This is a genomic window from Companilactobacillus baiquanensis (assembly GCF_003946605.1).
In the GTDB taxonomy this organism is placed as follows: Bacteria; Bacillota; Bacilli; order Lactobacillales; family Lactobacillaceae; genus Companilactobacillus; species Companilactobacillus baiquanensis.
Genome location: NZ_RHOQ01000010.1, coordinates 23,151 through 48,103 on the forward strand (window position 1 = coordinate 23,151; position 24,953 = coordinate 48,103).

Genomic DNA, 24,953 nt, shown 5'->3' on the forward strand with positions numbered 1-24,953 from the left:
ATATTGAGGTAAAACATGAACGAATATCAAATAGAGACACATTCTTATGAAGAAACAGAAGCTTTAGGACAAAAATTAAGCAAATACTTAAAAGCCGGTGATGTAATTTTAATGAACGGCGATTTAGGTGTAGGCAAAACAACTTTGACACGTGGATTAGCTAGAGGACTAGATATTAAAAAGAATGTCAAAAGTCCTACTTTCACTTTGATTCGTGAATATCAAGATGGAAGGATCCCACTGTATCATATGGATGCCTATCGACTAGAAAGCAGTCCGGATGAAGATCTAGGCTTTGACGAGTATTTTAATGGTGATGGGATAACGATCGTGGAGTGGCCACAATTTATTAAAGACGAAGTCCCAGAAGACCATATGTCGATCAACATCTACCGTGTATCAGATGATGATCGTAAAATTGAAATAAAACTTCGTGGACAAAAATATGAGAATCGTGATTTTGGAGACTTGATATGAGTGAACAATTGATAATCAGAGAAGCTGTTAAAGGCGACGCAAAATTATTGTTAGAATTTTTAAAACGAGTCGGTAAACAAAGTGATTTTATTGAATATGATTTGGAAAATGTCAGTTTAACTGATGAAGAAACCTCACTAGATCTTATTTCTGAATCTGGATTCGATGAAATCTTTGTTGCGGTTTTTGATGATGCAATTGTTGGTTTTTGCCGTTTAGAAAAGGTTTCTGAAGATGAGTCAGAATACGGCGTCGTTGTTGAAAAAGATTTTTGGAACAACAACATAGCTTCTTACTTAACAGAAGAGGCACTTGATTGGGCTCGTCATGCACCGTTTACTAAAATTAAATTAGAAGTATACAAAAATAACCCTGTTGCGATCCACCTTTATGAAAAGTTTGGATTCAAAACAGAGTTAGAAAAAGATAAAACATTAATTATGAAAAGAATGGCTTAAGTTAATTTTGCCATTCTTTTTATTTGTTCTGTACCAAATTCCTGTTCAGTTTTTAAAAGGATCTTGGCACATGCGATACTATCATCTAAAGCATTGTGATGATGTTCTAGGTCAATTTGTAAATTTCTTGAGACAGTGTCTAATTTATGATTAGGCAGATCAGGATAAAATTTACGACTAGTTTTAACAGTATCGATTGTTAAATACTTTGGCGGAAAAATTCCATAATTCGTCAAAGTATTTTTTAATACACTGTTATCAAAACTAGCGTTGTGCGCTGCCACTAAATGCGAAGTATCAAATAAAGTTTGAATATGCGGCCAAACTTTATCAAATGTAGGAGCGTCTTGAACATCTTGTGGTCTAATGTGGTGAATTTGAATATTTCTCGGGCTAAAGTTTTCTAGTGGATTTATTAAGGTGTAGAAGCTATCTACAATTTGACTATTGCGGACTAAGACTAATGCCAACGAGCAGGCACTAGTTCGATGTCCGTTAGCAGTTTCAAAATCCATTGCAACAAAATTCATGTTATTCCTCCAAATTTAAATCTAATTCAATTGGACAGTGGTCTGATCCGTAGATATCGTTTAAAATTTCAGCTTTTTTGATCATGTTTTTTCCATTGTCAGAAACAACAAAATAATCGATCCGCCAACCTGAATTGTTTTTACGAGCGTTAAAACGATAGCTCCACCATGAGTATTTGATGTCATCAGGGTGAAGATAACGGAAACTGTCAATAAAGCCGTCATCTAGTAATTCGGTAAATTTTTGACGTTCTTCATCTGAAAAACCAGGATTATGATGATTTGTTTTATCATTTTTTAAATCAATCTCTTTGTGGGCGACATTTAAGTCTCCGCACAAAATAACTGGCTTTTTTTCAGAGAGCTTTTTCATATAATCATGCAAAGCGTCGTTGTATGCAAGTTTAAAGTCTAATCTTTTTAGTTCTTGTTGAGAATTTGGTGAGTAACTATTGATCAGATAGAATTTTGGAAATTCTAAGGTTAAAGTACGACCTTCAGTATCCAATTCTTCAACTCCTAATCCTCTGGTAATATTGATCGGTTCTTCTTTAGTAAATACGGCAGTCCCAGAATATCCCTTACGGATTGCATCGAAGAAATATTGATGATAGCCAGGTAAATCTAAATCAATTTGATCTTGATGCAATTTAGTTTCTTGGACACTAAAAATATCGGCATCAAGATTATTAAAGGTTTCGATAAAATCTTTTTTTACAACAGCACGTAGGCCATTTACATTCCACGATATAAGTTTCAAAATATCACCTCATGATAATTATAACATTGTCCCAGTGCTAGTTAGTTCGTTAAGAATTGCAGTATGTGATAAAATTAAGTGTAGTTTATGTAAGATTAAAGGATGATGAATATTGAAGTTTCCAGTTGAAAAATTGCCTAATATTGAATTTAAAATGGATGAACCACTTAGTAAGTATACTTTTACTAAAACAGGTGGTAATGCCGATGTCTTAGCTTTCCCTAAAACTCGCGAAGAGCTTGTTGAAATTGTTAATACAGCACGTGAAAATGATATTGAGATAACTGTCATTGGTAATGCTAGTAATTTGATTATTAAAGATGGTGGTATAAGGGGAATTGTTATAATTTTACCTAATTTCCACAAGATTTCTGTTCAAAATAATGAAGTTACAGCAGAGGCTGGGGCAACTATCATAAATACCACTATTGAAGCTCAAAAAGCTGGATTAACTGGTATCGAATTTGCAGCTGGTATACCCGGAAGTGTTGGTGGTGCAGTCTTTATGAACGCCGGTGCATATGGTGGTGAAATTAAAGATGTTTTTGATTCAGCTGAAGTTCTCCTACCTAATGGGGAAATTAAGAATTTTAGTTATGATGAAATGGATTTTTATTATCGTCATAGTATTATTCAAGAAAATGAAGGTATTGTCATCAGTGGAACTTTCAAATTAAAACCAGGCAATAAAGATGCTATCCAAAAAGAAATGGATCGAGTAAATGAATTGCGTCGTTCTAAACAACCTTTGGAATATCCTTCATGCGGTAGTGTATTTAGAAGACCGCCCAATCACTTTACAGGTCCTTTAATTATCAAAGCTGGCTTGCAAGGAAAAATAATTGGTGGAGCACAAGTTTCAAAGAAACATGCCGGATTTATTGTTAATATCGATCATGCTACTGCCACTGATTACATGGATTTGATTCATTTGATTCAAAGAACGATAAAAGAAAAATTCGATGTCGAACTTCATACTGAAGTAAGAATAATCGGAGAAGATAAGAAAATATAGAAAAGGTAGGGGATGTCTGTGGCGGTACTCGAATCAGTCATTTTGATCGTTTCGTTACTAATTGTGGCAAATATTATTAGTCACTATTTTGTATCAGTTCCACCAAGTTTGATTCAAATTTCGGCGGGGGTCATTGCGGCGTTATTTATGCATGTCAAAATTTCCGTTGATACTGAATGGTTTATGTTGGCGTTTATTGCGCCAATTCTTTTTAATGATGGGAATCGCTTTCCGAAACGAGAGCTTTGGAATTTAAAAGGTCCAATTATCGGGAATGCTATTTTTTTGGTAATAATTTCAACTGTTGTTGGAGGGGTTATCGTAAAGATGTTAATACCGTCTTTACCTTGGGCAACCGCCTTTACTTTAGTGGCTGTTCTTTCACCAACTGATCCAATTGCGGTTCAATCTATTGCTAAAAAAGCTAGGATCCCTGGTAAATTAATGCATTTACTTAGTGGTGAAAGTTTGATAAACGATGCTTCTGGTTTGATTTGCTTCAAATATGGAGTCGCCGCAACCGTTACCGGCGTTTTTTCTCTACAAGATGCAACGGTTGATTTCTTATATATTGCTTTTGTAGGTGCCTTCTTTGGTGCCATAGCTATATGGGTCTTTAATGGTTTACGTTTGTATTTGATAAACCAAGGTGTGGATGATTCGATTTTACACACTATTATTCAAATTACTATTCCCTTTGTGATCTACTATATTGCTGAAGATGTTTTGCACGTTTCCGGTGTAGTAGCCGTTGTTGTTGCAGGAATCATGAATATTTCTTCTAACCGAAGAGTTAATGATTTTTCTCCAGAAATAAGACTTGTTACTTCAAGAACCTGGGATATGGTCATTTATATCTTAAATGGGATCGTCTTTGTGTTATTAGGAATTGAAATTCCATTTGCAATGGAAGAATTAGTCCATAACGATAACATAAATACTTTCATGGCAATTAGTTTGTCATTTGTCATTTGGATCATGCTAGTGGTCATTAGATTTATCTGGAGCTACTTATATACAACAGTTGCTCAAAATAATGATGGGAAAATCGTTATCTTTTCACGGGAACGTTTTGATTATTGTTTGATGTCAGGTATTTCTGGCGTTCGTGGTGCAGTTACTATGGTCGCTGTTTTATCAATACCAATGACGATCAAAGGCGGGGATGCATTTCCTTCTAGAACATTGTTGTTATTTATTGCCAGTACAGTAATTATCTTTAGTTTATTGGGCGCTACCTTATTGATTCCAATATTGACTAAAAACTCTGAACCAGTTACGTATCGTGGTAATAGTTTGAATGATGATGATGAAGATGACGATGATGATGATGAAGAAAATGAGCCAATTAGTCCTCAGTTAAATCAATATCAGGCTAATAAAGTTGTTCTTGAAAGAACGATCAAGAAGTTAAAAGAAGAAAATGTTAAAGATAATGATGTAATTTATTCTACGATCATTGCAGAATATTTATATAACATTCATAACTTAAACGTTCAAGCCGATAACCCGGCCCAAATAAGTAAGAAGAGGGTTAAAGGTAAAAAGGATGCTGAACTATGGGATATCTGCTTTAACTGTGAATTAGAGGCCATTGAAGAATTGTATGCTAATCATGAAATATCCCAAGATGCTTATGATATAGCAGTTAAAAAAATAGCAAAATATAAGAAAGAAATTGTTAAACATCGTTATAATCCAACAATTGAATTTTTTATAGCATATTTTAGAAGAACTATTTTAGGTTTAAAACGAATTATTCATTTACCATTTAAAAAACATGAAGAAGTCGTGCAGTTTAATAGAGATGCTTTGAAAATTTCAATTGCTGGAGCGCAAAAGGCGTTAGATAAATTATACGAATTGGACTTATCAGATTACGATAAAATTGCTGATAATTTGATTTACGTATTTCAACGTCACTATGAAGAAAGACTGGATTTACTACAAGGTAAGAATAAACATCGTACTCCAGAATTTAATAGTGAGAGAGCAGGTCTAGAAATTAAGGCTTTGAGTTATCAGCGAGCTTTTGTTCAAGACTTGTTAGAACGTGGTAGAATCAGTAAATCTACTGCTAATGAATTACGTCAAAATATTAATTACAGTGAGGAGGTAATTAATGTCGACATTCAATAGAAATTGTAATTCTATAATTTTTATTGTTTGTTATAATTAATTCAGCTAATAAGGGGTAAAAATAATGAATTTTATACCAAGCAATCTTTTTACATGGCAGAATCTAGCCAATTTAGTTGATATTTTGGTAGTCTGGTATGTTCTATATAAAGTGCTTTCAATGATACGCGGTACTAAAGCAGTTCAACTGCTGAAAGGTATCATTGTCATCTTCTTAATTAAACTTATCAGCTGGGTATTGAACCTGCATACAGTCTCGTTTTTAATGGATCAACTGATAAACTGGGGAATTATTGTCATCGTAATAATTTTCCAACCCGAAATCAGGCGTGGTCTTGAACATTTGGGACGGTTGCCGTTATTTAGTTCGACTAGTAATGAAGAAGGAAAAACTAAAAACCATCTGATCGAAAGTTTGGATCAGGCGATTCAATATATGAGTAAGAGAAGAATCGGAGCTCTGATAACCTTAGAGATGAACACCGGTTTGGAAGAGTATGTCGAAACCGGAATTGATCTTGATGCAGAAGTAACCGGTGCTTTATTGATCAATATTTTCATTCCGAATACCCCGCTTCATGATGGGGCGGTTATTGTCAGGAAGAATAGGATCTCTGTTGCTGCGGCATACTTGCCTTTATCAGAAAGTAATACGATTCCAAAAGAATTGGGAACTAGACATCGTGCTGCGGTCGGTATTAGTGAAGTTACAGATGCCATCACGATTGTTGTATCTGAAGAGACTGGTGGTGTAATGATCACAAGAAATGGTCATATGATGCTTGATCTTACCCGTGAAGAATATTTGAAATATCTTCATGCACAATTAGCTGATTCAAGTAATGAAAGTAGTCGTTCATTATTCGATGTTTTCTCAATTCATCGTGGAAGGGGGAAGCAAAATGAAAAAGATAATAAATAGTAATTATTTTTATGCTTTTATTTCACTTTGCTGTGCCATCTGGCTATTTGTAGCAGTTAGCAGCCCTGGAGTCGGATCAACTAGAGATTCTAATCAATCCAGTACTTCGACAGCTAATACTAAGGCTACGATGACAGTACCTTTACAAGTTCAAGCTAATACGAATGATTATTACATCACAGGTTATCCCGAGAGTGTAAAAATAACGCTTGAAGGACCATCTGCTTTAATTACAGCTACTAAAAACACTCAAAATTTTAATGTGTATTTAGACTTAAAAGGTTATGAGACTGGGCAACACCGGGTCCAAGTTAAGGTCAGTGGATTAAATAATGAATTGACTTATACGGTCAAGCCAAAATACGTCACGGTAAATATTCAAAAACGTAAGACTAAAACATTTACCGTTAATGCTGAATTTAATAAAAGCTTTTTAGCTGAAGGATATCAAGCTGGTACAGCTTCAATTTCTCCAAACACTGTTACTGCAACTGGTGCAGCTTCAGAAGTTAAGAAAATCGATCGAGTAATTGTTGAGGCGGTTTTACCAAAAGGAATTAAATCAACATTTGATCAAGAAGTTTTAGTGCAAGCATTGGATAAAAATGGTAAAACTTTAAGTGTGACTTTGGATCCGCAGACGGTTCATGTTAAAATTCCAATTAGTATCCCTAGTAAGACCGTTTCCATAAATCTTAAAGGGAAGAATACCAGCTCGAATAATAGTTATACTTTTGACTCTGGTACTAAGTCGATCAAAATTTATGGATCACAAAGTCAGTTAGATGATATTGGAGATTCGATCGATATACCGATCGATGTTTCGGATGTTAATAGTGATACTAAGAAGACGATTAATTTAGCTGATGCATTGGGAAGTAAAGTTTCATCGACTGATCCTGATACGATCGATGTGCAAATAAGCGTTAAGAGTACATCTAGTTCTAATAGCAGTAATAATACATCGACAAGTACAACTAATACGGATACATCAAGCACTAACAGCAACGATAGTTCAACAACAAATAATAACAACGATGGAAATTAAACGTTGGGGGTAACAATAATGACAAAATATTTTGGGACAGATGGAGTTAGAGGAATTGCGAATAAAGAACTAAGTCCAGAACTAGCCTTTAAATTAGGTAGATGTGGTGGATATGTTTTGACACAACATTCTGAAAATGAAGATGGACATCCACGTGTTTTAGTAGCAAGAGATACACGTATTTCAGGACAAATGCTTCAAGAAAGTTTAATTTCAGGATTACTTTCTGTCGGCATTGAAGTTTTGAATCTGGATGTAATTACAACTCCAGCTGTGGCATATCTTGTACGAGCTGTTTCAGCCGACGCGGGTATTATGATCTCAGCTTCACATAATCCAGCTGAAGATAACGGAATTAAATTCTTTGGTTCAGACGGTTATAAATTAGCTGATGAGGTTGAAGATGAAATTGAAGAACTATTAGACGCCAAAGAAGACACTTTACCAAGACCATCAGCCGAAGGACTTGGTAGTGTATCTGACTATCCAGAAGGTGCACAAAAGTATCTTCAATTCTTGAAACAAACATTATCAGACGATCTTGGCGGTATGAAGATTGTTTTAGATACAGCTAATGGATCAACTAGCCGTTTAGCAAGCACTTTATTTGCTGATTTAGAAGTTGATTTTGACATCATGGCTTCACATCCAGATGGTATCAATATTAATAAGGGTGTTGGTTCAACACATCCAGAAGCTTTAGCACAAAAAGTTAAGGACTCTGATGCTGTGGCTGGATTAGCTTTTGATGGTGATGGAGATCGTTGTATTGCGGTTGACGAAGAAGGTAATATCGTTGACGGTGATAGGATCATGTTTATTTTAGGTAAATATTTGCACGATGGTGGTCGTTTGAAGAAGGATACCATTGTAACCACTGTAATGAGCAACCTAGGCCTTTATAAAGCAATTGAGGCTAATGACATGAAGTACGTGCAAACGGCCGTTGGAGACCGTCACGTGGTCGAGGAGATCCGTGAAAATGGATATAACATTGGTGGCGAACAATCAGGACATGTTGTGTTATATGAATATATGAATACAGGTGATGGTATGCTAACAGGTATCCATCTATTGCATGTTATGAAAGAAACTGGAAAGAGTTTGTCAGAATTGGCAGCACCAGTGAAAGTTTATCCACAAAAACTTGTTAATATTCCAGTTAAAGATAAAAACTCTTGGAAACAACATCAACCAATTGTAGATATCATAAAAACAGTAGAAGATGAAATGAACGGGGATGGAAGAGTATTAGTTCGTCCTAGTGGAACACAAGCACTATTAAGAGTTATGTGTGAAGCTTCTACTGAAGAGAAAGTTAATAACTATTGCGATCAAATCGTAGATGTTGTTAAAAATGAATTAAGTTAGTAATCAATTTTAAAAAATCAGACCTTAATGGGGTCTGATTTTTTTTTTGAAAACTAATTACTTAATTACAAAATATAACTTTCAAGTAAATAAAATCACAATTAGAAAATGTAATCGGTTTATACCAATACCAATTTTAGACGTTATTATGTATACCATTTGTTAAAAATACATATAAATTGATGAAAATAGTTGACATATTTCGTGTGAATTAGTATTCTAGGCTTTGTTATCTAAAAGGTCTGGACAAAGAAAATGGCTAGACCAATTTAAAAAATAAAAACTATACCGATTTAGAGAGGTTTTAAACAATGTGTGGAATTGTTGGCGTTGTAGGTAATGAAAATACTACTAAAATTTTATTAAATGGACTTGAAAAACTTGAATATCGTGGATATGATTCAGCCGGTATCTACGTAAATAATGAAAATGGCAAAGACTTTCTTGTAAAGGAAGTTGGTAAGATCAGTGATCTTGAAAGTGAAGTTTCTGATGATGTACAAGGATTGATCGGAATTGGACATACTCGTTGGGCAACTCATGGTGAACCAACTGTTGCTAATGCTCATCCCCATTTCTCAGCTGATAATCGTTTCTACTTAGTTCACAATGGTGTTTTAACTAACTATGCTGAACTAAAAGAAAAGTATTTAAGTGATGTAGAATTCAAGAGTCAAACTGATACTGAAGTAGCCGTTCAATTGATCGATTATTTTGCTGTTAAAGAAAATATGGATACTGAATCTGCTTTCAGAAAAGCTCTATCATTGATCGAAGGTTCATATGCCTTTGCTATGGTTGATAAAGAAAACCCTGACCGTATCTTTGTTGCAAAGAATAAGAGTCCGCTACTTATTGGTTTAGGTGATGGATTTAACGTTATTTGTTCAGATGCTATGGCTATGTTGGAAAGTACACATAAATTTGTTGAAATCCATGATGGTGAAGTTGTTATCTTGAAGAAAGACAGCGTTGAGATCAGTACATTAGATGGCAAGTCAGTTCAAAGAGATCCATATACTGTTAAACTTGATGCTAGTGATATTTCAAAGGGTACATACGATACTTTCATGTTGAAAGAAATCGATGAACAACCAGCTGTTATGAGAAAGATCTCATCACATTACTTCGATGGTAAAAAGATCAATGTTGATCAAAAGATGCTAGAAGATGTTGCTAGTGCTGATCGTCTATATATCGTTGCTGCTGGTACAAGTTATCACGCTGCATTAGTTGGTAAGGATATCTTTGAAAACTTGGCAGATGTTCCCGTTGACGTTGAACTTGCCAGTGAATTTGGTTATCATATGCCAAAACTTTCAAAGAAACCATTCTTTATCTTCCTGTCACAAAGTGGTGAGACAGCTGATAGTAGACAAGTTCTTGTTAAAGTTAACGAACTTGGATATCACAGTTTAACGATGACAAATGTTGCTAACTCAACTCTTTCACGTGAAGCTACTTACACAATGGAATTACTTGCTGGACCAGAAATCGCTGTTGCTTCAACTAAGGCATACACGGCCAATATTGCTGTTGAAGCTGTTCTTGCTAAAGCTGTTGGCGAATTTAAGGGTGTTAAAGCTGCCCAAGAGTTAGATCTACAAGAACAATTAGCTCTTGCTGCCAATGCAATTCAAACAATCGTTGATGAAAAAGGTAAATTTAAAGAAATCGCCGACGATTACTTGACTGGTAAAAAAGATGCCTTCTATATTGGACGTGGTATCGATTATGCCCTTTCACTAGAAGCAGCTTTGAAATTGAAGGAAATTTCATATATTCATTCTGAAGGATTTGCTGCCGGTGAATTAAAGCACGGTACAATTTCATTGATCGAAAAAGATACTCCAGTCTTTGCATATATTAATGACGGTGTTGGAGCTGCTCATACTCGTGGAAATATTCAAGAAGTTGTAGCTCGTGGTGCTCATGTTCTTGTTATTTCTAATAAGAAATATGCTGAAAAAGGCGATCAAGTCGTAGTACCTGAAATTGATGAAATGATCTCACCAATTGTTAGTGTTGTACCTGCTCAACTAATCGCATATTATGCAAGTTTGGCCCGTGGTAACAACGTTGACCAACCTAGAAACCTTGCTAAGAGTGTTACCGTAGAGTAATATAAGTTATCAAGTAAATTAAAGTCTCTAATTTTAGAGGCTTTTTTTTAATCGAATTGGTGGGTTTTGATGAATGGTAAAAAATTAAATTTATTTTCGACTACAATGTTTGGATTAAGTGCAATTATTGGTTCAGGCTGGATGTTTGGATCAAGTCAGGCTGCAAAAATTGCTGGACCTGCAGCAATTATTAGTTGGATCATTGGAGCCATATTAGTGGCAATGATTGCCATGGTTTATGTTGAAATTGGAACGATGTTTCCTGAAGACGGTGCGATGAGTCGTTTTACGATGTACACTCATGGTTCATTTTTAGGACATATTGCCTCTTGGGCAAATTGGCTATCATTATTAGCGATATTACCAATAGAAGCCGTTGCTTCAACTCAATATATGAGTACTTGGCCTTGGAAGTGGGCTAGTTTCACCCATGGATTTATGGATAACGGTCAATTGTCTACAAGTGGGATGTTGATGGCGACATTATTACTATTTGTTTTTACATTTATAAATTATTGGTCAGTGACGATCATGGCAAAATTCAATAATTTAATTGCCGTCTTCAAATTAATAGTTCCGATAATAACGATGCTAGTTTTGATCACAGCACATTTTGATGTAAACAATATGGGACATAATGTACAGCAATTTATGCCTAATGGAACGGCATCCATATTTGTAGCAATCGGTAGTGCCGGAATAATTTATTCGTACGTGGCCTTTCAGACTGTAATTAATTTAGGAAATGACATTGTTAAACCGGAACGAAACATTCGTCGTGGAATAATTCTATCTTTGTTAATTAGTGCTTTGATATATATAACACTGCAAATTGTTTTTGTGGGATCATTACCACAGAGTGTTATGGCAAAAGGCTGGTCTAGTTTAAATTTCAATTCTCCATATGCTGATTTAGCAATTTTATTAAATATTTATTGGTTATCAACTTTGATTTACTTTACGGCATTTATTTCACCTTTAGGTAGTGGGATCGCCTTTTCAGCATCTGCAAGTAAGTCACTTTCTTCGATGCCTAAAAATAGACATCTACCTAAGATCCTGGGAAAAAATGATAATCGTTTTGGATCACCAAGAGTTGCTTTAATAGTTAATTTAATTGTAAGTATAATTTTAATAACGTTGTTTAAAAATTGGTCGTTGTTATCAAGAGTTGTGGCAGCATCGACTTTAATATCTTTGTTAACTGGTCCGGTAGTTGCGGGCAGCTTAAGAAAAATGGGTCCAGATTTTAAACGACCTTCAAAAATCAAAGGTATGAAAGTATTGGCACCAATCGTCTTTGACTTAATAAGTTTAGCGATATATTGGTCGATGTTCCCGACAACCGTGGAAGTTATAATTATTATCATTGTTGGATTACCGATTTATATTTATTATGACTTCAAGCGCGGATTTAATGAGTTTAAACCTAAGATGTACGCAAGCCTCTGGTTTATTGTCCATCTGGCTGGATTATCAATGATATCTTGGCTAGGTAGCGTTAATTTTGGTGGATTGAATATAATTAAGTATCCTTTTGATTTTGTTTTAATATTACTTTTCTCGACAGCTATTTATTATTGGGCAGTTCAATCTTCATATCATACAGATTACTTTGAAGATGCCAAAAAATTGAATCTTAAAGTTAAAATGGAGACGGATAGTGATTAATCGAATTAAGAAACATGAAAAATGGTACTGGTGGATAGTTGTTTTAATTGAATTAATATTGTTTTATAGCTCATCTATGACTTATAAACAGCAAACCTCTGTACCTTTTTTAGAAAGACATCTTGGATCAAGTAATAAGCCCTTTTATCACTTGTTAAATGGTATAAATTTCAATTATGGAGGTAAGATCCAATCTATTCAAAATGATGGATATTTTCACTTTGTAGAGTTTTTTATTCGTAAAGGAGCTCATTTTGGAATTTACTTCTTACTGGGATTATTTTTAACACTAGCTTTATATAACTATTTTAATAATTTTAAAATTTTAAGTGTTTTTGTACCTTGGATGATGGCAACTGGTTTAGCTGCTTTTGATGAATTTCATCAGGGCTTAACTGGCGGTAGAACGCCATCGGTTGATGATGTTATCTTGGATAGTTTTGGTGCATTAATTGCCAGTTTGGTTTTAATTTTGATCCTATATATTTTAAGTTATCGTCAGAAAAAAGACCTCAGTTGAGGTCTTTTTTCTTTGTCTTCATACTGAAACTTTATATAATATAATCAAAATTTGTTTAAACAGAAGTGTGGGATGTTCATAATGAAAATTAAGAAGAATGTATTAGTTAAAGATGGTAAAGAAATTGTCATTGCGGCCAGTGCAGCAATGAGTTTGGGTATTTATACTTCCTTGACGCATCAAGCATTAATTCATGCGGATACGGTCAATACTACCGAAACCAGTACAACGTCAACAGGTACGACTCTGGGTACTGTCGTCCTAAACTCTAGTACGAATACTCCGACAATAACAACGACTCCAACGACTAGTTCCAATGCAACAAGTACGTCTACCTCGCAGACGTCACCAAATACTGCTATATCAGATAATTCAGTAAGTTCAGGTACGACGGCTACAAATGCAGCGACAAGTACAAATCCAACAAATTCAAATACAACCGATGTAAATGCTGCAACCAGTTCAAATCCAACAAATTCAGGAATAACGACTACAAATACTGCAACTAGTTCAAATGCAACAGGTTCAGAGCAAACGACGCCACCAACAACCGATGCGAATACTGCTGCATCACCAAATTCAACTACTCAAACAAGTAATTCAAGTGGTTCAGATTCAACTACGGATCAAACGGCACCGGCAACGAGTAATACTTCAGATACGTCTACCCCGGCTGATGTTGATCAATATACACCATCTGATAGTTTTACTTGGACGACTGATTCTACCAATGGAACTGCAACTGTAACTGGTTTAGCTCAAGGTGCTTCAGCCGTTACGTCTATTAATTTGCCTCCAACAGTTACAATAAATGGTGTTACATACAATGTCACCGCAGTTGGCGATAATGCTTTTCAATTCAATAATAATTTAACTTCAATAACGTTTAATGATGGACTCACTAGTATTGGTAAAGAAGCGTTTTATAGTAATGAGAATTTGACTAGTGTAATTTTTAATAACGGACTTGAAAGTATTGGAGAAGGGGCATTCGCATATGATGCAAAATTAGCGACGGTAGATTTCTCCAAAAATTCGACACTACAAACGATTGGTGATAATGCATTTACATCAGCTCCAATTGAATCATTAGTATTACCGGATTCGGTGATTTCTATTGGAACAACAGCCTTTGCCTATAATGATTCGCTGACTACTTTAACTTTGCCAGCTAGTTTGCAGACGATCGGCGATCAAGCGTTTGCCTCAAATAGAAATCTTCAAAGTGTAATCGCAGATAAATCATTAGTTTCAATTGGTTATCAGAGTTTTATTTACGATAATAATTTGACTGATCTTGATCTAACTAACGATACAAGCTTGCAAACGATCGGTGCAGGTGCTTTTGAATATGACAAAGTTTCAGGCGATTTGACTTTTCCAGCCAGTGTAACTTCAATTGGTGATCAAGCATTTCTAAGTAATCAATTGACAGGAATAAATTATTCTGGAAATAGTCTTACGTTAGGAAATGAGACATTTAAATATAATCGTATTGTAAATATTACTGCACCAAATATAAGTATTTTTGGTAATTTTGGATCTGGAATTGGTGGATATCAAGTAGACACTATTTTTACTGATCCGACAAAGAATAATATTTCTGACTTTTTCAATCTGGATGTTGATGGTTATGGAGAACAATATCTAGGTGTATTTGGACTTACCAACGGGGTTACATACTCTAACGGAGTTTTTGATATACCAACTGGTACAACTAGTTTTTCATTTAATTGGAGTATTGGCTCTGAATATAATGGTCAATATAATGTAGTGTTAAATAATCCAGTTATTAAAGCCATTGATTCTATTGTTGTTATTGGATCGGATTGGTCACCGGACGATAATTTCATCGGATGTACACTTTCTGATGGGACAGTCGTGCCACTATCAAGCATGACGATTTCGATCAAAGATCCTAATGGAAACGCTGTTTCTACAGTTGATACGCAGACGCCAGGAGATTATCAAGTTACTTATAGCTATGGTACATACAGTACGACCGTAGATGTTAATGTTCAAAAAAATGCCGGCACCTATGATTTAACGGGAACTAATTCCAGTGTTTATAATGGCGAACCTCAAACAATTAACGGAAGTTATCAAGTCACATTGTCCAATGGAGTTACCTATACTACTAAACCAGGTGATGTTGAATTTGTTTCTTCACCAGCTATAAATGCCGGTACCTATCAAGTTCAATTGAGTGCTCAAGGGTTAGCAGCAATTAATCAACTTCAGGGCAGTGATTTATATAATTGGGAATTAGGAACAGATGATGCCAATTATTTAATAGAAAAACTTCCAATAACAATAACTGCTAATAATGCTTCAAAAGAAGCTGGAACAAGTGATCCTATTTTAACTGGACAAGTCTCTAATGGTGTAACGGATGCAGTATATACGGTTTCTCGTGCCCCAGGAGAGTCAGTTGGGACTTATCCTATAACTGTAACTTATACAAGTGAATCGAATCCTAATTATGAAATTACTGTAAATGCAGGAACTTTTACAATCACCGGTATTGATGGGACTGATTACACTATGAATGTCGGAGATCCAGCACCGACAGTTTCTGATTTTCAAGCCATTGCGTACGATGTAAACGGTCCAGTCAGTGATATTTCCTTAAACTTAAATGGAGCTGATTTGACTAAAAATGGTGATTATACAGTAACTTTAAGTACAGCCGACGGTATGACTAAGCAAGTTGTGTTGCATGTAACAGGTGAAGATGACAGTGTTGGACCAACTGATCCAGATGAACCGGATGAACCATCCAATCCAGACGAACCGGAAAATCCAACCAATCCAATTGATCCAAGTGACCCAGACGAACCGACTGATCCAGAAGATCCAGAAGATCCTACAGGACCAGATAATCCAACAGATACAAATGAATCAGATGGATCAACGGAAGTAGACGAACCTCAAGAACCTGATAACTCGATTGATTCAGATAATTCAGAAGGTTCAATAACAACACAGGCATCAACAGATCCTAGTTACTCAGAAGATTCGATAAATAATAAAGGTTCATTCACTACAAATACACCAAAAATACAAGATGAAATAATAACAGAAGGATCAAAGACTGATTCTGAAGAAACAAATGTTTCCAATAAGGGGCTAATTACGCCCGTAAGCACTCCAAATAGTGCTACTTCAAAATTAGATAATCCATTCCCAGTATCTTCTAGAGGAAAACTTCCTCAAACTGGAGATAAAACTGGATTAATGGCAATGCTAAGCGGTATTTTGCTAGGATCACTCTCATTAATAGGAATTGATCTTAAGCATCGTAAGAATAATCGTTAATTTCACTTTATAACTTACCAGTTAATATTGAAATGATAGGCATAGTTTGATATTATGTTATCTGGTTTACAATAAAAGTGGAAGAAGGAAGCAGAAATGTCAGGACATTCAAAATGGCATAACATCCAGGGTAGAAAAAATGCCCAAGATTCTAAGCGTGGAAAGATTTTTCAAAAATTATCACGTGAATTATTCATGGCGGCAAAAGCGGGTGGTGCCGATCCAGACAGTAATGCTGCTCTTCGTTTAATAGTAGATAAAGCTCGTGCAGCTAATATGCCTAAGGACAACATCAAACGTGCCTTAGATAAAGCCGAAGGTGGTAGTGAAGAACACTACGACGAAGTAACGTATGAAGGCTACGCTCCAGGTGGAGTTGCAGTTTTGGTTGAAGCATTGACAGATAACAAGAATAGAACAGCTTCTTCAGTACGTGTTGCGTTTACTCGTAACGGAGGTAGCATGGGTTCAAGTGGCTCAGTTGCCTATATGTTTGATCGTAAAGGTTACCTTGTTTTAGATCGTTCAAAGAATACACAAGATGAAGATGAAGTATTACTTGATATCATGGATCTTGGTGCTGACGATTTACAAACATCAGATGACGCTTTTGAAATCTATACAGATGCTAAAGATTTCGCTGGAGTTCGTGATGGTTTAATTGAAAAGGGTTATGAAATTGCTAATTCAGAATTAACAATGATCCCACAAAATACAACTCCAGTACCAGAAGATAAGAAAGAACAATTTGAACGTATGATCGATCAATTAGAAGATGATGACGACGTTTCAGAAGTTTATACAGCAGCGGCTGATGACGACGAATAAATAATTATCTTAAAAGAAGGATGCGACTTTATCGCAGCCTTCTTTTTTTTGCGTAATTTTTAGAAAGGAGGTTAGATAATGACAGCTGAAAGCATGGTACAAGATTTGTTGAATGAAGCTTGCAGTATGAATGCTACAGATATTTATATCTTTCCACGAAGAGATGAATATCTAATTGAAACGAGAAGTGATACTTGTGACTCTGTAATAGTTGAAATGACTAATGAAGAGACGATGATGATAATGAATTATTTAAAGTTTAATGGTGGTTTGGACGTCTCTGAACGAAGAAGGTCGCAAAAAGGAGCTTTTAGTTTTAACTATCAGCAACGAATAATTCATACCAGAATTTCATCAGTTGGGGATTTTTTAGATCGTGAATCATTAGTTGTTAGATTAATTTATCCACAGAATTTTAATTACCAAATTAATGAGCATCTTATCGAACAATTATATCCAATCGCTAGAAAAAAAGGGATGATGATCTTTTCTGGGCCAATGGGTTCTGGAAAAACTTCTCTAATGTACGGTCTTTGTAAAAATCTAAGCGTGAGTAAAAAAGTTATGAGTATTGAAGATCCTATCGAAATTGTTGAGGAAGATTTTTTGCAGCTGCAGGTTAACGAACAAGTGGGACTAACGTATGAAGAATTGATTAAAACTAGTTTGAGACATCGCCCAGAGGTTTTGATAATTGGAGAAATTCGTGATTCGATAACCGCTAAGCAAGCTATCCAAGCAGCACTTTGCGGATATACAGTTATGACGACGATCCATGGAAAATCAAAATTTTCAGTTATTCAAAGATTAAAACAGTTTGGAATTGAGGATGAAGATATCTTGAATGCGGTCAATTTAATTTCCTATCAGAGATTAATTCCAACCATCGAGAATATCCAATTATTTACTGATACTATAAATGACCGAGAAATAGAATTGTTTTTAAAGGAACGTAAAAATGACAATATTTGGAGTCGACAAATAAAACATGCTTACAGAAGTGGATATATTACGCAAGAAGTTTGTCAGGAATATCTTTACGGATAAAAAAATAAACGATCATAAACAAGCAGAATATTTATTATTACTTGGAAAATTAATTAAAAATGGTTTTTCACTCAAACAGTCAGTAAATTGTTTGAGATTAATAAGTAATGACGAAGTCTTTAGAAAGATATATAAGGACCTGCAGCAAGGTAAAACGATTTCATTTTCACTACGTCATTTGGATCTTCCTAAAGCAATTTATAATCAATTGATAATTGCGCAAACTCACGGCAGTCTGCAGAAAATTCTGATGCAAAGTGGCTTGATACTACAAACTAAAGCTAAACAAAAAAATAAACTTAAGGAATTACTTGCATATCCTCTCTTTATCATCGGATTCTTGTTCGTGATGCTTATGGGAATGAAATTGTACGTTATTCCGCAACTAGGAATGGGTAGTGAAACTAAATATATTGACCTGTTTTTGCAAGTATTTTTCGGTTTAATTTTCTTTGGAAGTCTAACTTTAATGATTTATGTAAAATATTTGCAGACTATTCCCGAATATAAATCAGCTAATCAGTTGATCAAGTTACCAATTTTAGGGAAAATCTATCTTAATTTTTATCAATTTATTATTTTACAAGGATTGGGTCTCCAAGTTGCTAGTGGCCTTAATTTAAGAGAGATCTGTTCAATAAATTTGAATTTTGCCAGTGGATCCTTACAAGAGATGATGGCAAAAAAGATTGAATCGGAGTTAAGAAAAGGTTCGTCTCTTAATAAGATAATTAGAAAAGAAAAATTTTTACCTAATGAACTCAAATCTATTTTTCAATTAGGTGGAGGAAAATCCGAATTAGCTCAAGATCTAATTTTAATGTCTGAATTAAAATTTGAAGAGACTCAAAAATCTCTGAAGAAAATTTTGAATTTAGTTCAGCCCATCATGTTTGGAATTATTGCTTTAATCATTATTGCAACATATTTAATAGTTTTACTACCAGTCTATGGGATGATGAAAGGGATGTCTTAATGAAAAAATTCAAGCGAACTAGAGAAGCTTTTACATTGATTGAAATGGTGATCGTGTTGTTTATCATCTCATTGTTATTAGTTTTAATTATTCCTAATTTAGGAACCCAAAAAAATAATGCTGTCAAAAAAACTGATGAAGCTTTTGTAACTACCTTACAGACACAAGTTGATATGGCAGATCCATCCATTACTGATCTAAAGGGTTTACACCTTAAGGGGGAACAAGCTGAAAAAGCTGAAGGTTACATAATTGAAGATGGTAAAGTTGTTAAAAAGCCGTAGATTCGGTTTTACTTTGGCTGAATCAGTAATTGTTCTAGCTATTTTTTGCATACTGATCTTAGCTACTAATTTAGGAGTAAAAGATTATCAGTCAAAAATTGCAGAAAGACAGTCCATGCAACAATTCAAAAATCTTTTTAAGAATACTTTGAATGAAGCTTTTTTATCAGGGAAAGATTATAACATTGTGATTTCTAGTGATTCTAATTCCGTAGTCTTTAAATCAAATGAAAATAATGTCTTTTTTGCCAGGCTCAAATTTCCAAATACTATAAAATATTTTAAAAATGAATCGACCATTCAAGTTAGGCGTACAGGGTTAATACGTCCACAGACCATTAAATTCTATTCTAATTTGACCAATCACAATTATATTTACGTTATTCAAATGAATTGGGGCGAGATCATTGAAAAAAATACGTAGTGGTTTTGTCTTAGCTGAATCAGTAGTCTCACTCTTTATCACTTTGTTAGTCGCAGTCACTTTAACAACATGTCTTGGTGCACAATATAAGCAAATTAAAACTTATGAACAAAGGATCACAGCACACAAGTTGATGCTGATAAATCTGGATAGCGAGAAAAATATTTCTAAACAAACTATGAAAGGTGAAGACTATTTCTTTTACAATGATAAAAATTCATTGAAAGTAAAATCCGGTCGTGAGGTATATCAAGTTGAATGGTAAAAGATCAGGCATGATGCTGGCTGAAACAATAATTGCCTTATTAGTTACGACCTTGATACTAGGAATTTTGCAGCAATCCTTAAAAATAGTTAAGAATGTCCCTGATAATTTAAATGCAAATCAGATTAGATGGCATATGACGAATGAATACATCCAAAATCAATTTCAAGGTGAATTTTTAAAGGATAAGAAGTCAAAAAAATTGATATTTGATGATAAAAATAAAATCGGTGGAGCGCATATTTTAGAGTTTTATCAAAATATGTTACGAGTTAGATCTGAAGAAGGCGGGCATGTTCCACTAATAACTGGACTTAAAAGTGGTTCTTTTAAAGTTGACGGTGATGTAATTGTTATAAGAATAGTCAATAAGAAAAATCAAATATCGGAGATGTATGTGACTAATGATCATCAAAGCTTTGAGAAATAATAGACCAGGCACAGTCCTAATAACTGCATTATTAGTTTTAAGCGTAGCAATTTTAACAATTAGCTTTAGTAATAGTTATTTCAGAGGTCAAATTAGTAATTATCAACAATTAGACAACTTCTACAAACAAAAGATTGTGCAAAGAATTGATAAAACAGATACAATAAGGTTCTTGGAATATACCACGGTTGAATAAATATTTATTCAACATTAAAATATTAGTGTTATTTGTAAAAGAACTGGAGAGTAAAATGCAAAATTATTATGATAAATTAAGTCAAGCAGTTATGTTATTGCAAAAAGCTTTAAAGACAAGCTATACGGATGCATTGGCCGAAGCTTTAACTGATTTGGCTAATGGGGAAGTTTACGTAGAGAACGATGCCCCTGATCCAGACACAGTGGATAAGTTAAAAAAAATTTATGATGAATTGAAAGAAATCAATTTATCACAGACAGAAATGAAACAGGCCATCACTGTCAATATAATTAGCGCACAAAAGTTGGATAAAACAGAGGTTAATAAACTAGTTACACCAGATACGATTGGGTTAATTACTAGTTTAATTGCTTATGAAATTTTGAATGTTCAAAATAAAAAGGAATTCAATTTAGTTGACCCAACAATTGGAACTGGTAATTTATTGATCGAATTTGTAGAACAACTCAAAATGGCTGGCGATTTTAAAATCAATCTAGCTGGAATTGATAATGATGATATTTCTTTAGGACTTGCCAAGGCATTCACTGAAGTTATGAATTTAAATTTATCAGCATATCATCAAGATGCAATTTCAGAATGGGAATTTACAGACGTTGACATGGCGATTGCCGATCTTCCAGTTGGTTATTACCCAATCGACGAAAACGCTTCCAGATTTGAAACTAGAGCCGATAAAGGGCATTCATATGCTCATCATCTATTAATAGAACAAACAATGAACAATTTAAATGAAAACGGTATCGGAATTTTTGTTGTACCTTCACAAATTTTCCAAACTGATCAAGCTAAAAAATTATCACAATGGATGGTCTCAAACGTCTATCTACAGGCGGTTCTAGACTTGCCAGGTAATTTATTTGCTTCAAAGGAAGCACAAAAAGCTGTAGTAATATTACAAAAACATGGTACAAAAGCTCAACAATCTGCTAAGGTTTTAATGGGTACTATTCCGAATACAAATGATCCAAAGCTATTTGAAGGCTTTAAAAATCAAGTTCAGGATTGGGCCAAAAAAACTTTTAAAGGTTAGGTGAAAAGATATGTCCAAAATAATTGCAGTTAACTCAGGAAGTTCAACCCTGAAGTGGAAGCTGTATGATTTACCAGAGGAAAATGTTGTTGCTAAAGGTATGGTTGACCGTTTAGGTTTATCAGACTCTGTCTTTGAAGTGAAATATAACGGAGAAAAATTTAGTGAAACTGGCGATATTCCTGATCATATAACTGCTGTTAATAAGATGTTGAAAAAATTGATCGAAATGAATATCATTTCTGATTACAGTGAGATCACAGGTGTAGGACATCGTGTTGTTGCTGGTGGTTCTACTTTCAAGGATTCAACTGTTGTAACTCCTGAAGTTATCGAGCAAATTAAAAAATTGGCAGAATTTGCACCATTGCACAATCCTGGCCAAGCTGCTGGTATGGAAGCATTTGAAAAAATATTGCCTGATGTACCTCAAGTTGCAGTATTTGATACTTCATTCCATCAATCAATGGATCCAGTAAATTATTTATATAGTATTCCTTATGAATATTATGAAAAGTATGGCGTACGTAAATTCGGTGCCCATGGTACAAGTCACAGATATGTATCAGGTGCCGCTGCTAAATTCCTTGGTAAACCAGTTGAGGACTTGAAGATGATCTCACTTCACTTAGGAAGTGGAGCTTCAATTGATGCAATTGATGGTGGAAAGTCTGTTGATACATCAATGGGATTCACACCACTAGCAGGTATCACAATGAGTACTCGTTCAGGTGATATCGATCCATCTCTAATGGCTTATTTAATGCAAAAATTAAAACTTTCAAATCCACAAGATATGATCGATATTTTAAATGAAAAATCTGGATTGCTTGGTATTTCTGGTGTTTCTCCAGATATGCGTGATTTAATTGCCACTAAAGAAGACAATAAACGTTCACAATTAGCAATTGATATTTTTGTAAATCGTATCGTTAAATATGTCGGTTCATATATGGCATTGCTTGGCGGCGCAGATGTCCTAATCTTTACTGCCGGAATGGGCTTTGCTAATCCATGGATCAGACAAATTATTTCCGAAAAATTTGCATATATGGGTATTAAAATTGATAAAGATGCTAACGAAAATGGTAAGGGATTACGTAAGATCAGTACAGATGATTCAAGTGTTACTGTTTTGGCAATTCCAACCGATGAAGAATTAATGATCGTTCGTGATGTCGTTAGATTAACAAAATAAACTAAAAAATCGTATTTGCTTAGGCAAGTACGATTTTTTTGTTAATAATTGTTTTTTGTCAAAATTTCATAATTAAATTTTAGAACTTTTATGTTTTAAAATTTAGTGAGTGTAAGCCTTTACATTGGCTATGTAAATGGAATATATTAAGTTTGTAAAAGTTTGAAATGGAGGGCAATATTATGACACGAAAAGCTTATATGATCGGTACTGGAATTGGTAATCTTGCTGCTGGAATCTACTTAATACGTGATGGCGGATTTAAGGGCGAGCAAATAACCATGATGGGCCTTGAAAAACATGGTGCTAATGATGGTGATACTGTTAAAGCCTATGAAAATGAATATAGTAATCAAGCATTGTCTAACAATAAAGGATTTTTAGCAAAAGGTGGACGTATGTTGAATGAAGAGACATACGAAAATCTTTGGGATCTTTTAAGATCAGTTCCTTCATTAGATAATCCCGGACAAACCGTAACTGATGATATTTTGAATTTCGATCATGCTCACCCAACTCATGATGTTGGACGTCTAATTGATCATAATGGACCACGGATTCATGGTGATAAGAATGACTACAAACATATGCAATTTAATAATAAAGATCGTTTCTTACTTTCTAAATTGATGCTGACTCCAGAAAAAGATGAGGAAAAACTCAATAATGTCAGCATTGCAGAATATTTTGCTAGCAGTCCACATTTTTTTACAACTAATTTTTGGTCAATGTGGCAAACAACTTTTGCATTCAAACGTGCCAGTTCGGCAATGGAACTTCGCCGTTATATGAACCGGATGATTCTTGAATTTAGTAGAATCAATACTTTGGAAGGTGTTACTAGAACGCCATATAATCAATATGAAAGTATTATTTTACCAATGAGAAAATATCTTGAAGATAGAGGAGTAACTTTCATCAACAATCGTAAAGTCGTTGATTTAGAGTTTAAGGATACTCCTTTACGTGATGAAATAATTGTTACTGGTATTAAATATGAAGAAGTAGATAATGAGAACAAATCTGGAGAAATAGAAGTAGATGAGAATGACTTAGTCTTTGATACTAATGGCTCAGTTACTGATAGTTCATCAATGGGAGATTTCAACACTCCAGTTAAAGAAAATATGGAATATGCTCCTAGTGCAGCATTATGGAAAAAAGCCGCAGAAAAGTTTTATTCACTAGGTAATCCTGATAAGTTCTTCAATGATCGTACTCAAAGTGAATGGATGAGTTTTACTGTTACGACAAATAATCACTTCTTATTAAATGAAATTTGTCGTATTACAGAGCAAGAACCAGGGAATGCTTTAAATACATGGATCGAAAGTACACCATTAATGTCGATCGTTGTGCATCATCAACCTCATTTTAAGGCTCAAAGACCTAATGAATCAGTATTTTGGGGTTACTTCATGTACCCAAGAAGAAATGGTGATTACGTTCAAAAACCAATCATTGAAATGACTGGAGAAGAAATGCTAGAAGAATTTTTGGGTCATTTAGCAGCCGTTGATCCAGCCAAAGATAATGTCAGAAATCATAAACAAGAAATTATGGATAGCATTGTTAATGTAATTCCAGTTCATTTACCATATGCTAGTGCTTTATTTAATCAAAGAGCAGTCGGCGATAGACCTGATGTTGTGCCAAAGCATAGTAAAAACTTGGCATTCATTAGTCAATTTTGTGAAATGCCATTTGATATGGTCTTTACGGAACAATATTCGTTCCGCGCCGCCCAAAGAGCTGTTTATACATTCTTAGGAATTCCATTATCAGAAATGACAAAAATGCATCATTATGAGAAGGATCCAAAGGTTATGGCTCGAGCAACTAAAACTATGTTTAGATAATATAAATTAACAAAGAAGGTGGATCGATAAAAGATTC

General features: G+C 34.6%; 23 protein-coding genes. 21 read left to right on the top strand and 2 right to left on the bottom strand.

The window, feature by feature from the left end; genetic code table 11:
- Positions 1-15 precede the first annotated feature (15 nt).
- Positions 16-477, top strand: coding sequence for a tRNA (adenosine(37)-N6)-threonylcarbamoyltransferase complex ATPase subunit type 1 TsaE (gene tsaE, locus EKM77_RS10320; RefSeq protein WP_125593984.1), 462 nt, complete (start codon positions 16-18; stop codon positions 475-477).
- Positions 474-935 (top strand): GNAT family N-acetyltransferase, encoded by a 462-nt coding sequence (locus tag EKM77_RS10325; RefSeq protein WP_125593985.1) that lies wholly within the window; start codon positions 474-476, stop codon positions 933-935. The genes tsaE and EKM77_RS10325 overlap by 4 nt, the downstream gene beginning before the upstream one ends.
- On the opposite strand, the gene EKM77_RS10330 is transcribed toward EKM77_RS10325, so the two are convergent.
- Together EKM77_RS10330 and EKM77_RS10335 are read right to left on the bottom strand one after the other, a co-directional pair.
- A complete protein-coding gene (locus tag EKM77_RS10330) occupies positions 932-1,465 on the bottom strand; it encodes a 3'-5' exonuclease (protein WP_125593986.1) in 534 nt (177 codons plus the stop codon). The genes EKM77_RS10325 and EKM77_RS10330 overlap by 4 nt on opposite strands.
- 1 nt (position 1,466) lies before the next feature.
- Entirely contained in the window at positions 1,467-2,225 is a 759-nt protein-coding gene (locus EKM77_RS10335) for an exodeoxyribonuclease III (RefSeq protein WP_125593987.1), read from the bottom strand.
- 112 nt (positions 2,226-2,337) lie between these two features.
- On the opposite strand from EKM77_RS10335, the gene murB reads away from it, so the two are divergent.
- The 19 genes from murB to EKM77_RS10430 all read left to right on the top strand — a co-directional run bounded on the left by murB (position 2,338) and on the right by EKM77_RS10430 (position 24,916).
- Positions 2,338-3,240 (top strand): UDP-N-acetylmuramate dehydrogenase, encoded by a 903-nt coding sequence (gene murB / locus EKM77_RS10340; protein WP_263852901.1) that lies wholly within the window; start codon positions 2,338-2,340, stop codon positions 3,238-3,240.
- 12 nt (positions 3,241-3,252) lie between these two features.
- Positions 3,253-5,379 (top strand): cation:proton antiporter, encoded by a 2,127-nt coding sequence (locus EKM77_RS10345; RefSeq protein WP_225425223.1) that lies wholly within the window; start codon positions 3,253-3,255, stop codon positions 5,377-5,379.
- 64 nt (positions 5,380-5,443) lie between these two features.
- Positions 5,444-6,301: a diadenylate cyclase CdaA gene (gene cdaA, locus EKM77_RS10350; protein WP_125593989.1), complete on the top strand. Its 858-nt coding sequence runs from the start codon at positions 5,444-5,446 to the stop codon at positions 6,299-6,301.
- The gene (locus EKM77_RS10355) at positions 6,282-7,349 is read left to right on the top strand and encodes a CdaR family protein (protein ID WP_125593990.1); all 1,068 of its coding nucleotides are present in this window, start codon (positions 6,282-6,284) and stop codon (positions 7,347-7,349) included. The genes cdaA and EKM77_RS10355 overlap by 20 nt, the downstream gene beginning before the upstream one ends.
- Before the next feature lie 18 nt (positions 7,350-7,367).
- Complete coding sequence (gene glmM, locus EKM77_RS10360; protein ID WP_125593991.1) at positions 7,368-8,720, top strand: phosphoglucosamine mutase; 1,353 nt, start codon at positions 7,368-7,370, stop codon at positions 8,718-8,720.
- Positions 8,721-9,031: 311 nt separating this feature from the next.
- Entirely contained in the window at positions 9,032-10,843 is a 1,812-nt protein-coding gene (gene glmS / locus EKM77_RS10365; RefSeq protein ID WP_125593992.1) for a glutamine--fructose-6-phosphate transaminase (isomerizing), read from the top strand.
- A gap of 69 nt (positions 10,844-10,912) precedes the next feature.
- Positions 10,913-12,514, top strand: a complete 1,602-nt coding sequence (locus EKM77_RS10370; RefSeq protein WP_125593993.1) for an APC family permease — start codon at positions 10,913-10,915, stop codon at positions 12,512-12,514.
- Positions 12,510-13,034, top strand: coding sequence for a VanZ family protein (locus EKM77_RS10375; RefSeq protein WP_125594012.1), 525 nt, complete (start codon positions 12,510-12,512; stop codon positions 13,032-13,034). The genes EKM77_RS10370 and EKM77_RS10375 overlap by 5 nt, the downstream gene beginning before the upstream one ends.
- Positions 13,035-13,115: 81 nt before the next feature.
- Positions 13,116-16,352: a leucine-rich repeat protein gene (locus tag EKM77_RS10380; protein WP_164507775.1), complete on the top strand. Its 3,237-nt coding sequence runs from the start codon at positions 13,116-13,118 to the stop codon at positions 16,350-16,352.
- A 96-nt stretch (positions 16,353-16,448) separates the two neighbouring features.
- Complete coding sequence (locus EKM77_RS10385) at positions 16,449-17,180, top strand: YebC/PmpR family DNA-binding transcriptional regulator (protein ID WP_125593995.1); 732 nt, start codon at positions 16,449-16,451, stop codon at positions 17,178-17,180.
- 78 nt (positions 17,181-17,258) lie between these two features.
- Complete coding sequence (gene comGA / locus EKM77_RS10390) at positions 17,259-18,227, top strand: competence type IV pilus ATPase ComGA (RefSeq protein ID WP_125593996.1); 969 nt, start codon at positions 17,259-17,261, stop codon at positions 18,225-18,227.
- A complete protein-coding gene (locus EKM77_RS10395) occupies positions 18,169-19,203 on the top strand; it encodes a type II secretion system F family protein (RefSeq protein WP_125593997.1) in 1,035 nt (344 codons plus the stop codon). The genes comGA and EKM77_RS10395 overlap by 59 nt, the downstream gene beginning before the upstream one ends.
- Complete coding sequence (locus EKM77_RS10400) at positions 19,203-19,487, top strand: prepilin-type N-terminal cleavage/methylation domain-containing protein (RefSeq protein WP_125593998.1); 285 nt, start codon at positions 19,203-19,205, stop codon at positions 19,485-19,487. Before EKM77_RS10395 ends, EKM77_RS10400 begins: the two co-directional genes overlap by 1 nt.
- A complete protein-coding gene (locus EKM77_RS10405) occupies positions 19,462-19,911 on the top strand; it encodes a type II secretion system protein (RefSeq protein WP_125593999.1) in 450 nt (149 codons plus the stop codon). The genes EKM77_RS10400 and EKM77_RS10405 overlap by 26 nt, the downstream gene beginning before the upstream one ends.
- A complete protein-coding gene (locus EKM77_RS10410; protein ID WP_125594000.1) occupies positions 19,895-20,176 on the top strand; it encodes a hypothetical protein in 282 nt (93 codons plus the stop codon). The genes EKM77_RS10405 and EKM77_RS10410 overlap by 17 nt, the downstream gene beginning before the upstream one ends.
- Positions 20,166-20,606, top strand: coding sequence for a ComGF family competence protein (locus EKM77_RS10415; protein WP_125594001.1), 441 nt, complete (start codon positions 20,166-20,168; stop codon positions 20,604-20,606). The genes EKM77_RS10410 and EKM77_RS10415 overlap by 11 nt, the downstream gene beginning before the upstream one ends.
- Before the next feature lie 251 nt (positions 20,607-20,857).
- The gene (locus tag EKM77_RS10420; protein ID WP_125594002.1) at positions 20,858-21,859 is read left to right on the top strand and encodes a class I SAM-dependent methyltransferase; all 1,002 of its coding nucleotides are present in this window, start codon (positions 20,858-20,860) and stop codon (positions 21,857-21,859) included.
- 10 nt (positions 21,860-21,869) lie between these two features.
- Positions 21,870-23,057 carry an acetate/propionate family kinase gene (locus EKM77_RS10425; RefSeq protein ID WP_125594003.1) on the top strand — a complete coding sequence of 396 codons (1,188 nt, stop codon included), beginning with the start codon at positions 21,870-21,872 and terminating at the stop codon, positions 23,055-23,057.
- Positions 23,058-23,239: 182 nt separating this feature from the next.
- Positions 23,240-24,916, top strand: a complete 1,677-nt coding sequence (locus EKM77_RS10430; protein ID WP_125594004.1) for an oleate hydratase — start codon at positions 23,240-23,242, stop codon at positions 24,914-24,916.
- Positions 24,917-24,953: the final 37 nt, after the last annotated feature.

What these genes read in the sequence shown, in the direction of transcription:
- EKM77_RS10385 (WP_125593995.1), top strand. Translation starts at nt 16,449, where the DNA reads ATGTCAGGACATTCAAAATGGCATAACATCCAGGGTAGAAAAAATGCC.
- EKM77_RS10325 (WP_125593985.1), top strand. Translation starts at nt 474, where the DNA reads ATGAGTGAACAATTGATAATCAGAGAAGCTGTTAAAGGCGACGCAAAA.
- EKM77_RS10355 (WP_125593990.1), top strand. Translation starts at nt 6,282, where the DNA reads ATGAAAAAGATAATAAATAGTAATTATTTTTATGCTTTTATTTCACTT.
- EKM77_RS10420 (WP_125594002.1), top strand. Translation starts at nt 20,858, where the DNA reads ATGCAAAATTATTATGATAAATTAAGTCAAGCAGTTATGTTATTGCAA.
- EKM77_RS10330 (WP_125593986.1), bottom strand. Translation starts at nt 1,465, where the DNA reads ATGAATTTTGTTGCAATGGATTTTGAAACTGCTAACGGACATCGAACT.
- EKM77_RS10430 (WP_125594004.1), top strand. Translation starts at nt 23,240, where the DNA reads ATGACACGAAAAGCTTATATGATCGGTACTGGAATTGGTAATCTTGCT.
- comGA (WP_125593996.1), top strand. Translation starts at nt 17,259, where the DNA reads ATGACAGCTGAAAGCATGGTACAAGATTTGTTGAATGAAGCTTGCAGT.
- EKM77_RS10405 (WP_125593999.1), top strand. Translation starts at nt 19,462, where the DNA reads ATGGTAAAGTTGTTAAAAAGCCGTAGATTCGGTTTTACTTTGGCTGAA.
- glmM (WP_125593991.1), top strand. Translation starts at nt 7,368, where the DNA reads ATGACAAAATATTTTGGGACAGATGGAGTTAGAGGAATTGCGAATAAA.
- EKM77_RS10345 (WP_225425223.1), top strand. Translation starts at nt 3,253, where the DNA reads ATGTCTGTGGCGGTACTCGAATCAGTCATTTTGATCGTTTCGTTACTA.
- EKM77_RS10380 (WP_164507775.1), top strand. Translation starts at nt 13,116, where the DNA reads ATGAAAATTAAGAAGAATGTATTAGTTAAAGATGGTAAAGAAATTGTC.
- EKM77_RS10400 (WP_125593998.1), top strand. Translation starts at nt 19,203, where the DNA reads ATGAAAAAATTCAAGCGAACTAGAGAAGCTTTTACATTGATTGAAATG.
- EKM77_RS10395 (WP_125593997.1), top strand. Translation starts at nt 18,169, where the DNA reads ATGCTTACAGAAGTGGATATATTACGCAAGAAGTTTGTCAGGAATATC.
- cdaA (WP_125593989.1), top strand. Translation starts at nt 5,444, where the DNA reads ATGAATTTTATACCAAGCAATCTTTTTACATGGCAGAATCTAGCCAAT.
- tsaE (WP_125593984.1), top strand. Translation starts at nt 16, where the DNA reads ATGAACGAATATCAAATAGAGACACATTCTTATGAAGAAACAGAAGCT.
- glmS (WP_125593992.1), top strand. Translation starts at nt 9,032, where the DNA reads ATGTGTGGAATTGTTGGCGTTGTAGGTAATGAAAATACTACTAAAATT.
- EKM77_RS10370 (WP_125593993.1), top strand. Translation starts at nt 10,913, where the DNA reads ATGAATGGTAAAAAATTAAATTTATTTTCGACTACAATGTTTGGATTA.
- EKM77_RS10425 (WP_125594003.1), top strand. Translation starts at nt 21,870, where the DNA reads ATGTCCAAAATAATTGCAGTTAACTCAGGAAGTTCAACCCTGAAGTGG.